The following is a 14346-nucleotide window of genomic DNA, read 5'->3' as shown; positions in this document are numbered from 1 at the left end:
AAATGATTTAATTTATTCCAATCCAGTAATTTTCGTCATTGGTTAGTCATGGACTTCGACCCCTCCCTGCTGCGCGCCTTCATCGCGGTCACCGAGACCGGCGGGTTCACCCGCGCCGCCGAGCGCCTGCACCTGACCCAGTCGGCGATCAGCCACCAGATCCGCCGGCTAGAGGAACAGGTCGGGCGTCCCCTGCTCCACCGCACCACCCGTCGCTTGACCCTGACCGAGGACGGCGAGGAATTCCTCAGCCACGCCCAGCGCATCCTCGATGCGTCCGACGCGCTGACCCGGCGCTTCCATCTCTCGCCGGTGTCCGGCGTGATCCGCTTCGGCGTGGCCGATACCTACCTGGGTTCGCGCCTGCCGACCCTGCTGGGCCAGTTCGCGCGCAGCCATCCGTGCGTACGGCTGGAAGTGAACGTCTCCTCCAGCCCGGATTTCCGCGCGATGGTCGCCGCCGGCGAACTCGACATGGCGGTGGTGCTGGCCGAACCGGGTCAGGAAGAGGATTTGCTGTTGCGCAGCACCCAGTTCGTCTGGAGCGCCGCGGACAACTTCGCGCCGCCCGCCAGCGATTCGTTGCCGCTCGCGTTCGCGCCCTCGCCCTGCCTGCGCCGTCAGATCGGCCTGGCGGCGCTGGAGCGCGCCGCCCAGCCCTGGCATTTCACCTTCACCTCGGCCAGCAACGAGGGCCTGCGCGCGGCGACGCTGGCCGGGCTGGGCGTGGCGGTGATGACGAAAACCGAACTGGTGCCGGGTCTGAAGATCGTCAACGACGAACTGGGCCTGCCGGCATTGCCGAAGGCCGAGTACGTGCTGGTGCGCCGCCCCGGCGAGCAGACCGCGGCGGACGAGGAGTTCGTGCGGCTGCTGCGCGACCATTCGTGATCGCGCGTCGATGCGCAGTGGCGGAAGACGCCTTCCCGGCAACGAAAAACCCCGGCTTTCGCCGGGGTTTTCGTATGGCAACCACCACCTGGCCGCTTACGCGGCGACGGTGTCCGCCACGTCCTTGTAGTCGGCGATCTGATCGAAGTTCATGTAGCGGTAGATCTGATCGCCGTTGGCGTTGATGACGCCGATGTCGGCCATGTACTCGGCCTTGGTCGGGATGCGGCCCAGGCGCGAGCAGATCGCCGCCAGTTCCGCCGAACCCAGGTAGACGTTCGAGTTCTTGCCCAGGCGGTTGGGGAAGTTGCGGGTGCTGGTGGAGAACACGGTGGCGCCCTCCTTCACCTGCGCCTGGTTGCCCATGCACAGCGAGCAGCCCGGCATTTCCATGCGCGCGCCGGCGGTGCCGAAAGTGCTGTAGTGGCCTTCCTTGGTCAGCTCGGCGGCATCCATCTTGGTCGGCGGCGCGACCCACAGCTTGGTCGGGATGTCGCGCTTGCCTTCCAGCAGCTTGGACGCGGCGCGGAAGTGGCCGATGTTGGTCATGCACGAACCGATGAACACTTCGTCGATGACCGCGCCGGACACTTCCGACAGGGTCTTCACGTCGTCCGGATCGTTCGGGCAGGCCACGATCGGCTCGTGCACGTCGGCCAGGTCGATTTCGATGACCGCCGCGTACTCGGCGTCGGCATCGCCCTTGAGCAGTTGCGGGTCGGCCAGCCAGGCTTCCATCGCCTTGATGCGGCGCTGCAGGCTGCGCGGATCCTGGTAACCCTCGGCGATCATCCACTTCAGCAACGTGATGTTGCTGTTGATGTACTCGATGATCGGTTCCTTGTTGAGGTGCACCGTGCAGCCGGCGGCCGAGCGCTCGGCCGAGGCGTCGGACAGTTCGAACGCCTGTTCGACCTTCAGATCCGGCAGGCCTTCGATTTCCAGGATGCGGCCGGAGAAGATGTTCTTCTTGCCCTGCTTGGCGACCGTCAGCAGGCCCTGCTTGATGGCGTACAGCGGAATCGCGTTGACCAGATCGCGCAGGGTCACGCCCGGCTGCATCTGGCCCTTGAAGCGAACCAGCACCGACTCGGGCATGTCCAGCGGCATCACCCCGGTGGCGGCGGCGAAGGCGACCAGGCCGGAGCCAGCCGGGAACGAGATGCCCACCGGGAAGCGGGTGTGCGAGTCGCCGCCGGTGCCGACGGTGTCGGGCAGCAGCATGCGGTTGAGCCAGCTATGGATCACGCCGTCGCCCGGACGCAGCGAGATGCCGCCGCGGTTGCTGATGAAGGCCGGCAGTTCGTGGTGGGTCTTGACGTCGACCGGCTTCGGATAGGCGGCGGTGTGGCAGAACGACTGCATCACCAGATCCGCGGAGAAGCCCAGGCAGGCCAGATCCTTCAGTTCGTCGCGGGTCATCGGGCCGGTGGTGTCCTGCGAACCCACCGAGGTCATCTTCGGCTCGCAATAGGTGCCCGGGCGGATGCCCGGCTGCACGCCGTTGACTTCGGGCAGGCCGCAGGCGCGGCCGACCATCTTCTGCGCCAGGGTGTAGCCCTTGCCGGTGTCGGCGGGGTTCTGCGGCAGACGGAACAGGGTCGACGCCGGCAGGCCCAGCGCCTCGCGCGCCTTGGCGGTCAGGCCGCGGCCGATGATCAGCGGGATGCGGCCACCGGCGCGTACCTCGTCGAACAGCACGTCGCTCTTGACCTGGAACTCGGCGATCACCTCGCCGTTCTTCAAAGCCTTGCCTTCATACGGACGCAGCTCGACCACGTCGCCCATGTCCATCTTCGACACGTCCAGTTCGATCGGCAGCGCGCCGGCATCTTCCATCGTGTTGTAGAAGATCGGGGCGATCTTGCTGCCCAGGCAGACGCCGCCGAAACGCTTGTTCGGAATGAACGGAATGTCCTCGCCGGTCCACCACAGCACCGAGTTGGTCGCCGACTTGCGGCTGGAGCCGGTGCCGACCACGTCGCCGACGTAGGCGACCGGATGGCCCTTTTCGGTCAGCGACTGGATGAACGCGATCGGGCCGCGCTTGCCGTCTTCTTCCGGGGTGAAGGGCGCGCCGTCGCGCTTGTTCTTCAGCATCGCCAGCGCGTGCATCGGGATGTCCGGGCGGGTGGTCGCGTCCGGCGCCGGCGACAGGTCGTCGGTGTTGGTCTCGCCCGGCACCTTGAACACGGTGACGGTCAGCGAGTGCGGCACTTCCGGACGGCTGGTGAACCATTCGGCGTCGGCCCAGCTCTGCAGCACCGACTGGGCATTGGCGTTGCCCTTCTGCGCCTTCTCCTGAACGTCGTGGAACGCGTCGAACATCAGCAGGGTGTGCTTGAGCGCGTTGGCGGCGATGGTGCCGACCAAGGCGTCGTCCAGCAGTTCCACCAGCGGATGGATGTTGTAGCCGCCGAGCATGGTGCCCAGCAGTTCGGTGGCGCGCTCGCGGCTGATCAGCGGGCACTGCTCGCTGCCGAAGGCGACCGCGGCCAGGTAGGAAGCCTTGACCTTGGCGGCGTCGTCGACGCCGGCGGGCACGCGATGGGTGATCAGGTCCAGCAGGAAGTCGCCCTCGCCGGCCGGCGGCGCCTTCAGCAGTTCGATGACCTCGGCGGTCTGCTGGGCCGACAGCGGCAGCGGCGGAATGCCCAGCGCGGCGCGCTCGGCTACGTGGTGGCGATAGGCTTCCAACATGGTGACTCCGGAATGCGGTGAGGTGACGGGAAACAACGGGTGGGACTTATTCCGCGGCGGGAACGATCAACTTCAGTCCCTTGAAGTATTCGCGGTAGAACCGATCGTCGCGGGTGATCAGGCCATTGCACTGGAGCAGCGCGTGGGCGCCGATCAGGAAATCGGGCGCGGCACGGTGGCTGGCACCGTCGCGCTGGCGGTGGCGGCGCTGCATCTCGCCAGCGCGCAGCGCCGACTTGGCTTCCAGCGCGCTGAAACGGATGCTCATCTCCTCCAGCACCGCCAGCGCCTCGGAACCATCGCGCAACGCGCTGCACACTTCGGCCAGCGCGACCTCGCAGATCACCACCGGTCCGGCGCTCAGGCATTGCCGCAGGCAGGCCTCGGCGGCGTCGGCCTGCGGACCGTCGGCCAGCAGGTCGATGAGGACGGAGGAATCCAGGGCGATCATCGCGTCGGCCTCACTGTTCCGGCGTCTCGCCGGGCGAGTGGCCGCGCAGGGCGCGCATGGCCGCGTCGGTGCTGTCGAAACCGTCCAGCTTGAACCGGCCGCGGGCGCGCGAGATGGCATCGTCCACGCTCTTGCGCAGGATGATCCGGCTGCCCTCCAGTTCTACCTTGAGCACGCTGCCCTTGGTCAGGCCCAGGGCGTCACGCACGGCCTTGGGCAGGGTGATCTGGCCACGTTCGGCGACGGTCGCTTCCATGGGCGGCTCCGGGAAAGTATGCACGAATTATACATACTTCCGGATGCATACCCAAGCTGACCCAGGCAACGGAAACGGGCTGTGAAGTCCGTCACAAGGCCCTCGCCGCGAGCTCAGAACGCCAGTTGGAACCTCAGATTGACCGTATAGCCCCGATCCAGGCCCGGCCAGACACCGGAACGGTTGTCGCTGCGCCAGCGCACCGCGTCCAGCATCACCCGGCTCCAGTCGTTCAGATACCAGTTGGTGCCGACGGTCCAGCCACTGCCCTGCCCGCCGCCGGGCAGATCCCGGTAGTCGGCCGCCTCGTAGCGGGCCTTCAGCTCCCAGGCACCCCCGCCTCCGGCGGTAACCGGATCGGCGACCTTCACCCGCCCCCAGGTGCCCGCCTTGGCCGAGTACGCCGGACCGGCGCCCCGCAGGAACCAGCCCATCGACAACGCGTGGGCGTCGTGATGCCGGTGGTAGTCGCCACTGGCCTCGCGTCCCTTCAAGCTGCGCCGGCCCCATTCGGCATAGGCCCAGAACGGCCCGGAAAAGCCAGCCAGTTCCAGTCCATGGCCGTCGCCGCGCTCGGCCCCCTGCACGCGCCCGCTGCCGATCCGCACCTGATCGTTGAAGGGGCCGGCGATCGCCGCGCTGCGCAACACCCGCGCGGTGCCGCGGATCTCCTCGTGGAAGGCCCAGCCGCCCAGGTGGAGGGTGGCGGCGTCCGTGCGCACCGGGTTCCAGTGCGCCCGCAGCGCGTAGGTCAGTCCGTCGTTGCCGTCGCCCGGGTTATCCAGGCTGTTGCCGCTGACTTGCAGCGCGGCATGCCAGTTCGCGCCGTGGATCTTCTGCATCACTCCCAATCCGAACGAACCGCGCTGCGGCATGATCACCGCACCGACCAGATTGCGGCTCTGGAACGGGGTGTTGGCCGTACTGCTGCTGCCATCCAGGCCGCGCTCGTTCAAGCGATGGCCGACGGAAAACTCGGCGTCATGCCCGAACAGGCGATGGTCGAAGGCCGCATACGCCGACTTCCACGCCACCGTGTTGCCGGCGAACTCCCCTTCCACCACGTAGCCCAGCGAGCCATGGCGACCTTCGACGCCCAGACGCGCGGAGCGGATTTCGGCACCGGACAGATTCTGCCCTGCGTGATCGGAGCCGCCGGTGGAGGAGGCATCGACGAAGAACCGGCCACGCGGGCGAAACCGCGCCTTGCCATCCGCGCTCGCGAATTCGGGAGCGCCCTTGGACCAGCTCACTTTCGGCAGCTTCGCCTGATCGGTTTCGAGCTTGGCCAACCGCGTCTCCACGGAACCGTCATCCTGTGCGGGTACGGCTGGCGTACCCTCGCCCGTCGCGTCTTCAAGCGCGGCCAGTCGCGCTTCCAGCGTCGCGATGCGCTGCGATTGCTGCTCGATCAAGCGGACCAGTCCGGCGGTCGATGCATCGGCGGAACCCGGGTGCCGGGCTGCTTCCTGCGCGCACGCCAGCAATGGCGCTCCACTCAGGGTCAACGTGATCGCGGCCGCCAGCCGGCGGGTATTGCCCACAAGGTTCGTCATGGTCGGTTTCTCCAGGCAAGCCGCCACCCTCGGCATGGCTGCCGCCGGCAACGGTGGGAATGAGAGACCCGCGCCGGGACCGGCACGGGCCGGGAAACGTCAGCGGTTCGCGCTCTGCGCGTCGGGACGCCAGGTGATGAGCCGGTTCTCGGCGACATCGAGGATGCGATCGATCACCAGGACGAACATCGCCAGGATCACGATGCCGGCGAACACGCCGACCGCGTGGAAGTTGCCCTCGGCCTGCGCGATCAGATAACCCAGTCCGGCCGAGGCACCGAGATACTCGCCGATGATCGCGCCCACCACCGCGAAACCCACGGAAGTGCGCAGCGAGGACAGGATCCAGCTCGCGGCGGCCGGAAAGTACACATGGTGCAACAGATCACGCCGGCTGGCCCCGAGGATGCGCGCGTTCGCCAGCACGGTGGGATTGACCTCGCGCACGCCCTGCATCGCATTGAAGAAGGTGATGAAGAACACCAGCGTCACCGCCAGCGCCACCTTCGACCACAGGCCCAGGCCCAGCCACAGCACGAAGATCGGCGCCAGCACCACGCGCGGAATCGCGTTGAAGCTCTTGATGAAGGGATCGAGGATCCGCGCCGCGGTTCGGTTCAATCCCAGCCAGACGCCGCCGACCACGCCCAGCACGGTGCCGATGACATAGCCCAGCGCGGTCTCGGTCAGGGTCACCGACACGTGCTTGTAGAAGCCGGTGTCGCTCAACCATTCGTACATCTGTCCAACGATGTCCCAGGGCGCCGGGAAGAAGAACGGGTCGATGACCCGTGTGGCCACGCCGGCCTGCCAGCCCCCGAACACCACCACCACCAGGGCGGCCTGGATCAGCCGCTCAGTCCCCGTACGCATAGCTTTTCTCCACTTCGCCCCGCAGGCAGGCCCAGATGTCGCGATACAGATCGGTGAAGCGCGGATCCAGCTTGATCTCGGCCACGTTGCGCGGCCGTTCCAGCGGCACATGGAAACTCTCCACCACCCGGCTGCCGGGCCCCGACGCCAGCACCACCACCCGATCGCCCAGGGCAATGGCTTCTTCCAGATCATGGGTAATCAGGATCACCGAGCGCCGATCCTCCTGCCACAGGCGCAGCAGTTCGTTCTGCATGAGGTGGCGGGTATGGATGTCCAGCGCCGAGAACGGCTCGTCCATCAGGATCACCTTGGGCTTCACGATCAGCGCCTGCGCCATCTGCACGCGCTTGCGCTGTCCGCCCGAAAGTTGGTGCGGGTAACGGTTTTCGAAACCGGACAGTCCGACCTTGGCCAGCCAATCGCGCGCGCGCCGGCCCCGTTCGACCGCGGGCACGCCGCGGAAACGCAGGCCCAGTTCAACGTTTTCCAGCGCGGTCTTCCACGGCAGCAGCGCATCCTGCTGGAACAGGTAGCCCACGCTGTCCTGCACGCCGGCCACCGCGCGCCCGTCGATGGCCACGCCACCGGATGCCGGCGCCAGCAAGCCCGCCACCGCATTGAGGATGGTGCTCTTGCCGCAGCCCGTGGGGCCGACGATGGCCAGGAATTCGCCGTCGCCGACCCGGATGTCGACATCGCGCACGGCGACGAAGTCGCCGAACGCCATCGTCATCCGTTCGATCGCGACCATCGTGCGGGGTGGTTCGGCGACCGCGATGGCCGCCGCTGGCGCGTCCTGGTGCGGACGCGCCGGTGCAATTGCTGTCATGACATTGCCCTCCCAGACAAGATCGTCAGTGTTTCGCCGAGTCCTGCTCGACGAATCGGTTGGTATACGTACGCGCCAGATCGACCTTGGCCGCGGCGACATCGGGATTGAATTCGCTGAGTACGGCCAGTGGCGTGGCCATGTCGGCTTCCGTGAAGCGGCCGTCGACGGAGAAGATGCTGCGGGCCGCTTCCACCGCCTTGGCATAGGTGGCGCGATCGCCGGAGACGTAGCTGTCGGGAAGCGCGGCGACGATGGCGTCGGCGCTGCTTTCGGCGATGAACTTCAGGGCCCGCTGTTCGGCGCGGACGATCTTCCCGATGGCCTCGGGATTCGCATCGATGAAGGATTGCTGCGCGTACAGCACCGAAGTCGGATAGAGGCCGCCGTAGACCTCGCGCGCGCCCGCATCGCTGCGCGCGTCGATGAGGATCCGGCCGATGCCGCGCTCCTGGATCAGGGTCGCCGCCGGGTCGTAATTGACCAGCAGGTCGACCTTGCCCTGCTGCAGCGCGGCCACCGCCGCCGCGCCGGAACCCACGCCGATCAGCGACACTTCCGACACCGGGATGCCGTGCCGTTCCAGGTAATAGCGGACGAAGAAATCCGAGGACGACCCCGGCGCGGTGATGCCCACGCGCGCGCCACGGATGGTGTCCGGCCTGGCCGGATCGAAGCGGCTGTCGTTGCCACCGGCCAGCACCAGTCCGGAATTGCGCGACAGCAGCACGAAGGCGGTGACCGACTTGCCCTTGGCCTGCATCTGGATGGTGTGATCGTAGAAACCCACCGCCACGTCGGTGGAACCGGCCACTAGCGCCTGCAGCACCTTGGAGCCGCCCTGGGCGAAGTTCTCGGTGCGCACCTTCAGGCCCTCGTCCTTGAAGTAGCCCTGGGCGTCGGCGATGAAGAACGGCAGGTTGTTGAGGTTGTAGGAACCGACGCTGATGCGCACTTCCTGCTCACCCTGCGCCGGCCTGCCGCCTTCCGCCCCGCCTCCCGGCGCGGATGCGCCACCGCAACCACCCAACAGCAACAGCGCCGTCGCGCCGATACCCAGCATTGTCTTGTACATGTTCCCCTCCCGGAGCGTTGGTGAATCGGAATGTGGCCGCGTCGCGGGCCGGCTCAGGCCGCCTGGCTGCGCCGCGCGTCCCGGCGCGACTCGTTGGCGAACACGCGGCCCTCGAACAGGCGTCGCGCCGTACGCACGACGCTGGCCACGACGGGCGCGTCCGGAGCGTCGCGCTCCAGCGTCACTTCCAGGCATCCGCCCGGATGTTCCAGCAGCAGCGGGCCGACGGTTTCCCTCCGTCCCGCCAGCGCATGCGCGACGGTACCGTCGGTCACGGTAGCGGTCGCGATGCCGACACCACCGGTGATGGCCAATGCGCTGTGGCATTGATGCGGCATGAAATAGCGCACCCGCAGCGCGGCGCCGGAGTCCGAACGCGACAGCAGCACCGGCTTGGGAATCACCCGTTCGCCGGCGTCGGCGATGCCCATCCGCCGACCCGCCTCGATCCGGATGGCTTCCAGGCGGCGCAACAGCGCTGCGTCGGCATTCAACCGCGCCGGCGATTCATCGCCCGACAGGCCAAGGTCCGAGGCCTGCATCAGCACCATCGGAATCGCGCAGTCCACGCAACTGACATCCACGCCGTCGATCCGTTCGCGTGGCGTGCCGGTGGGCAACAGCGCGCCGGTGCGGGTTCCCGCCGCGTCCAGGAACGACAACGTGATCGGCGCGGCCTGCCCCGGCACACCGGCGATGCGGGTGTCGCCGCGATAGGACACCCTGCCCTGCGGGGTCTGCACGGTGGCGCGGATCAGCTTGCCGGTGTTGACGTTGTGGATGCACACCTGGGTCTGGGGATGGCGGGCGGCCACAAGACCGGCTTCAATCGCGAACGGCGCGACCGCCGCGAGCATGTTTCCGCAATTGGGACTGGTATCCACGATCTGGCGGTCATTCACCACCTGGGCGAACAGGTAATCGACGTCGGCATCCCGGCGACTGGCGCGATCGACGATGGCGACCTTGCTGGAGAGCGCGTTGCCGCCGCCGATGCCGTCAATCTGCAGTGGATGCCCGGCCCCCATCACCGCCAGCAGGATGCGGTCGCGCAGCGCCGGTTCCGTGGGCAGATCCGATGCGAGGAAGAACGGCCCCTTCGAGGTGCCGCCGCGCATGAGCACGCAAGGCAGGCTGAGCAGGTCATTCGAATCGACGGCCGGATCCATGCAAAAATCACATTAATTCAAGAACATGATTCGATACTGGCATGGGCATGGCCGATTTGAGAATTGCAAATTTTTCGATTATTGATAGGCCATGAGCATCAATTGCGAAATCCTCGACCTGCGTGCATTCCTGTTGGTGAGCGAAACCCGCAGCTTCCATCGCGCCGCGGAAACCCTGCATCTTTCCCAGCCCGCGCTCAGCCGGCGCATCCAGAAGCTCGAACAGAACGTCGGCGCCCCCTTGCTGGAGCGGACCACCCGCCATGTCGTGCCGACAGCGCTCGGGCAGGACCTGCTGCCGCTGGTGAGGCGACTCATCGAAGAGTTCGACGGCTCGCTGTTTTCATTGCGTGGCAGCGACCAGCATCGTGGCGGGCAGGTCACCATCGCCTGCCTGCCGACCGCGGCGTTCTACTTCCTGCCCAGCGTGATCGCGCGCTTCCAGCAGGACCATCCGCAGGTGCGCTTCCGCATCCTGGATCTTCCCGCCACCGAGGGTCTGCAATCGGTGGAACGCGGTGAAGTCGAGTTCGGCATCAACTTCATGGGGGCTTCGGATCCGGATCTGATTTTCGACACACTGGTGGAGGATCCGTTCGTGCTGGCCTGCCGGCGCGATCATCCGCTCGCCCGCAAGCGCAAGGTGAGCTGGAGCGACCTGGCGCCGCACCGGCTCATCACCGTGCACCGCACCAGCGGCAACCGCACCCTGCTCGATGGCGCGCTGGCGCGCGAGAACCTGCGGCTGAACTGGTTCTACGAGGTCACCCACCTGTCCACCTCGCTCGGGCTGGTCGAAGCCGGCGTCGGCATCTCGGTATTGCCGAAGATGGCCACGCCGCGCGGCGAACATGCCACCCTGGTGACGCGCCCGCTCGCCAATCCGGTGGTTTCGCGGACGATCGGCGTGGTGCGTCGCCGCGGCGCGCAGCTGTCACCGGTGGCCGAGGAGTTCCTGCATACCCTCAAGCGCCTCTGGAAGGGAGGATGAACATCCGGGGCCCCGTTCCGGCCCCGGATCTCGTGGCAAGCCCTTTCCGGCAACACTGCGATCCACCGCCGGCCCTTGCCTGATTCCATCTGCAACACCATTTGGGGGACAATGCCATGTGCCGCCCGCGGTTCCCCACGCCGGCGCCTGCGTCCCGCAAGCATTCGGTCCATGGCCGTTGCCATCGCCAGCATTCGCAAAGGAGCACCCCGCATGAGCGACTCTTTCTCCACCCGCAGCCGTCTCGACGTCAACGGCCAGTCCTATACCTACTTCAGCCTTCCCACGCTGGGCCGGCGCTTCGACATCGCCCGCCTGCCCTACTCCATGAAGATCCTGCTGGAGAACCTGCTGCGCTGCGAGGACGGGGTCAGCGTGACTCCCGAGCACATCGAGGCGGTCGCGAAATGGGATGCCACCCGCGAGCCGGACACCGAAATCGCGTTCATGCCGGCGCGCGTGGTCCTGCAGGACTTCACCGGCGTGCCCTGCGTGGTCGATCTGGCCGCGATGCGTGACGCGGTGGTGAAGCTGGGCGGCAATCCCGACCAGATCAACCCGCTGATCCCCTCCGAACTGGTCATCGACCACTCGGTGCAGGTGGACGTGTTCGGCAAGCCCGACGCGCTGGATCTGAACGGCAAGATCGAATTCGATCGCAACAAGGAACGCTACAGCTTCCTGCGCTGGGGCCAGAAGGCGTTCGACAACTTCAAGGTGGTGCCACCCAACACCGGCATCGTCCACCAGGTGAACCTGGAGAACCTCGCCCGGGTGGTGATGACCGCGCAGAAGGACGGCGAGACCCTCGCCTATCCGGACACCGTGTTCGGCACCGACTCGCACACCACGATGATCAACGGCATCGGCGTGCTGGGCTGGGGCGTCGGCGGCATCGAGGCCGAGGCGGCCATGCTCGGCCAGCCCTCCTCGATGCTGATCCCGCAGGTGGTCGGCTTCAAGCTGACCGGCAAGCTGCCCGAAGGCGCCACCGCCACCGACCTGGTGCTGACCGTCACCCAGATGCTGCGCAAGCTGGGCGTGGTCGGCAAGTTCGTCGAGTTCTACGGCGACGGCCTGCAGCACCTGCCGCTGGCCGACCGCGCCACCATCGGCAACATGGCGCCCGAGTACGGCGCCACCTGCGGCATCTTCCCGATCGACGCCGAGTCGCTGAACTACCTGCGCCTGTCCGGCCGCAGCGAGGCGCAGATCGCGCTGGTCGAGGCCTATGCGAAGGCGCAGGGCCTGTGGCACGACGCCGACAGCCCGCATGCGCAGTACAGCGCGACCCTGCACCTGGACATGGGCGACGTGAAGCCGTCGCTGGCCGGTCCCAAGCGTCCGCAGGATCGCGTGCTGCTGGAAGACGTGAAGCAGAACTTCCGCGACAACCTGCAGCCGTTCGCCGAGGCGCGCGACAAGCGCAGCGAGGCGATCTCCGATTTCGTCGCCGAGGGCGGCGGCTCGGCGGTGGGCAACGAGGCGCTGAGCCGCGGTTACGCCGACATCGAGACCGAAGGCCAGAAGGTCCGGCTGAAGGACGGCGCCGTCGTGATCGCCGCGATCACGTCCTGCACCAACACGTCCAATCCGGCGGTGATGATCGGCGCCGGCCTGCTGGCCCGCAACGCCGCGGCCAAGGGTCTGAACCGCAAGCCGTGGGTCAAGACCTCGTTGGGACCGGGCTCGCGCGTGGTCACCGACTACCTGGAAAAGGCCGGTGTGCTGGATGACCTGGAGAAGCTGGGCTTCTACGTGGTCGGCTACGGCTGCACCACCTGCATCGGCAACTCCGGCCCGTTGCCGGTGGAAGTCAGCGCGGGCATCGCCACCGGCGACCTGGTGGTGACGTCGGTGCTGTCGGGCAACCGCAACTTCGAAGGCCGCGTGCATCCGGAAGTGAAGATGAACTACCTGGCCTCGCCGCCGCTGGTGGTCGCCTACGCCATCGCCGGCACCACCGACATCGACCTGACCACCCAGCCGCTGGGCACCGGCAGCGATGGCCAGCCGGTCTACCTGAAGGACATCTGGCCCAGCAACGGCGAGATCGGCGATTTCATTGCCCGCACCATTGGGCCGGAGATGTTCGCCAAGAACTACGCCGACGTGTTCAAGGGCGATACCCGCTGGAACACCATCGCTTCGCCCGATGGCGATCTGTACGCCTGGGATTCGGATTCGACCTACATCAAGAATCCGCCGTACTTCGAAGGCATGACGATGGCGACCGGCGGCATCGACGACGTGCATGGCGCGCGCGTGCTCGGCCTGTTCGGCGACTCGATCACCACCGACCACATCTCGCCGGCCGGCAACATCAAGAAGGATTCGCCGGCGGGCCGCTTCCTGATCTCGCGCGGCGTGCAGCCGGTGGATTTCAACAGCTACGGCAGCCGCCGCGGCAACGACGACGTGATGGTGCGCGGCACCTTCGCCAACATCCGCATCAAGAACCTGATGTTCGGCGGCGAGGAAGGCGGCAACACCCTGTACCACCCGCCGGGTGGCGGGACGCCGGAAAAGCTGTCGATCTACGACGCGGCGATGAAGTACAAGGCCGATGGCGTACCGCTGGTGGTGCTGGCCGGCAAGGAGTACGGCACCGGCTCCTCGCGCGATTGGGCGGCCAAGGGCACCAACCTGCTGGGCGTGAAGGCGGTGTTCGCCGAGAGTTTCGAGCGCATCCACCGCTCCAACCTGGTCGGCATGGGCGTGCTGCCGCTGCAGTTCATCGACGGGCAGAACGCGCAGACCCTGGGACTGGACGGTTCGGAGGTGTTCGATATCGCCGGCTTGCAGGACGGCGCGTCGAAGGTCGCCACCGTCACCGCGCGCCGCGCCGACGGACAGGAGATCCGTTTCCAGGTCAAGGTGCTGCTGCTGACGCCGAAGGAAGTCGAATACTTCCGCCATGGTGGCCTGCTGCACTACGTGCTCCGCCAGCTGGCGGCGCGCAAGGCGGCGTGAGCGGCGTGATCAGACGCTGAAACAACGGAAGCCCCGCCCCGCGAAGCACGCGGGGCGCTCTCCCGGCGCGCGAGCCGTGGCTCGCAAACGCGCCGGTTTCGCCCGCCACGGTGGCCTGCTGCACTACGTGCTCCGCCAGCTGGCGGCGCGCAAGGCGGCTTGAACGAAACGGCGCCCGATGCTCCTGCCAGCGTCGGGCGCCCCATCTTCCCTGTAGGAGCGACGTGAGTCGCGACGGGTAAAGGTTGGCAGGTTACGGTCGCGACTTACGTCGCTCCTACGGCGGTGGTGTCTCTACTCTGTGGGAGCGACGTGAGTCGCGATGCTTTGCGTGCCGGCTATCGCGACTTACGTCGCTCCTACAAGGTGGGATGCAGCCAGATCTGCCTGGGTTTCTAATCGTGTCCCGACACATCCGCACAGCGGTTTCTGGTTTCAAGCAAGCGTGACTGGGGCGGACGCCGCTGTCTTCCCTGTAGGAGCGACGTGAGTCGCGACGGGTACGGGTGGATGGGCATCCCGGTCGCGACTGACGTCGCTCCTGCAGCGACAGGATCTTTTCCCGCAAGACGGGTGACC

Annotated in this window: 11 protein-coding genes; 3 read left to right on the top strand and 8 right to left on the bottom strand. The window is 66.8% G+C overall.

Annotated elements, in window-relative coordinates:
- Positions 1-48 precede the first annotated feature (48 nt).
- Positions 49-891 (top strand): LysR family transcriptional regulator, encoded by an 843-nt coding sequence (locus tag ACTJI2_RS07340; RefSeq protein WP_440841597.1) that lies wholly within the window; start codon positions 49-51, stop codon positions 889-891.
- A 96-nt stretch (positions 892-987) separates the two neighbouring features.
- Here ACTJI2_RS07340 and acnB read toward each other — a convergent pair whose 3' ends face one another.
- From acnB to ACTJI2_RS07300, 8 genes are all read right to left on the bottom strand, one after another.
- Positions 988-3591, bottom strand: coding sequence for a bifunctional aconitate hydratase 2/2-methylisocitrate dehydratase (acnB, locus tag ACTJI2_RS07335; protein ID WP_440841596.1), 2604 nt, complete (start codon positions 3589-3591; stop codon positions 988-990).
- Positions 3592-3637: 46 nt separating this feature from the next.
- A complete protein-coding gene (locus tag ACTJI2_RS07330) occupies positions 3638-4042 on the bottom strand; it encodes a type II toxin-antitoxin system VapC family toxin (protein ID WP_141452957.1) in 405 nt (134 codons plus the stop codon).
- Between the two features lie 10 nt (positions 4043-4052).
- Positions 4053-4298, bottom strand: a complete 246-nt coding sequence (locus tag ACTJI2_RS07325) for an AbrB/MazE/SpoVT family DNA-binding domain-containing protein (protein WP_183641508.1) — start codon at positions 4296-4298, stop codon at positions 4053-4055.
- Between the two features lie 113 nt (positions 4299-4411).
- Entirely contained in the window at positions 4412-5854 is a 1443-nt protein-coding gene (locus ACTJI2_RS07320) for an OprO/OprP family phosphate-selective porin (protein WP_440841595.1), read from the bottom strand.
- Positions 5855-5953: 99 nt separating this feature from the next.
- On the bottom strand, positions 5954-6727 hold the full coding sequence (locus ACTJI2_RS07315; RefSeq protein ID WP_440841594.1) for an ABC transporter permease: 774 nt from the start codon (positions 6725-6727) through the stop codon (positions 5954-5956).
- Entirely contained in the window at positions 6711-7559 is an 849-nt protein-coding gene (locus tag ACTJI2_RS07310; protein WP_203321704.1) for an ABC transporter ATP-binding protein, read from the bottom strand. Before ACTJI2_RS07310 ends, ACTJI2_RS07315 begins: the two co-directional genes overlap by 17 nt.
- 25 nt (positions 7560-7584) lie before the next feature.
- A complete protein-coding gene (locus tag ACTJI2_RS07305) occupies positions 7585-8634 on the bottom strand; it encodes an ABC transporter substrate-binding protein (protein ID WP_225562228.1) in 1050 nt (349 codons plus the stop codon).
- 53 nt (positions 8635-8687) lie between these two features.
- Positions 8688-9803 carry a 4-oxalomesaconate tautomerase gene (locus ACTJI2_RS07300; protein WP_183641515.1) on the bottom strand — a complete coding sequence of 372 codons (1116 nt, stop codon included), beginning with the start codon at positions 9801-9803 and terminating at the stop codon, positions 8688-8690.
- A gap of 91 nt (positions 9804-9894) precedes the next feature.
- Here ACTJI2_RS07300 and ACTJI2_RS07295 point away from each other — a divergent pair, with 91 nt between their 5' ends.
- Both ACTJI2_RS07295 and acnA read left to right on the top strand, forming a co-directional pair.
- Complete coding sequence (locus ACTJI2_RS07295) at positions 9895-10794, top strand: LysR family transcriptional regulator (RefSeq protein WP_183641518.1); 900 nt, start codon at positions 9895-9897, stop codon at positions 10792-10794.
- Positions 10795-11007: 213 nt separating this feature from the next.
- Positions 11008-13767: an aconitate hydratase AcnA gene (gene acnA, locus ACTJI2_RS07290; RefSeq protein ID WP_192197799.1), complete on the top strand. Its 2760-nt coding sequence runs from the start codon at positions 11008-11010 to the stop codon at positions 13765-13767.
- Positions 13768-14346: the final 579 nt, after the last annotated feature.

It is taken from the genome of Pseudoxanthomonas sp. 22568 (assembly GCF_052044485.1).
Classification (GTDB): domain Bacteria; phylum Pseudomonadota; class Gammaproteobacteria; order Xanthomonadales; family Xanthomonadaceae; genus Pseudoxanthomonas_A; species Pseudoxanthomonas_A beigongshangi.
Note: the sequence above shows the minus strand (reverse complement) of the source record. Positions and strands in the feature narration are given on the sequence as shown.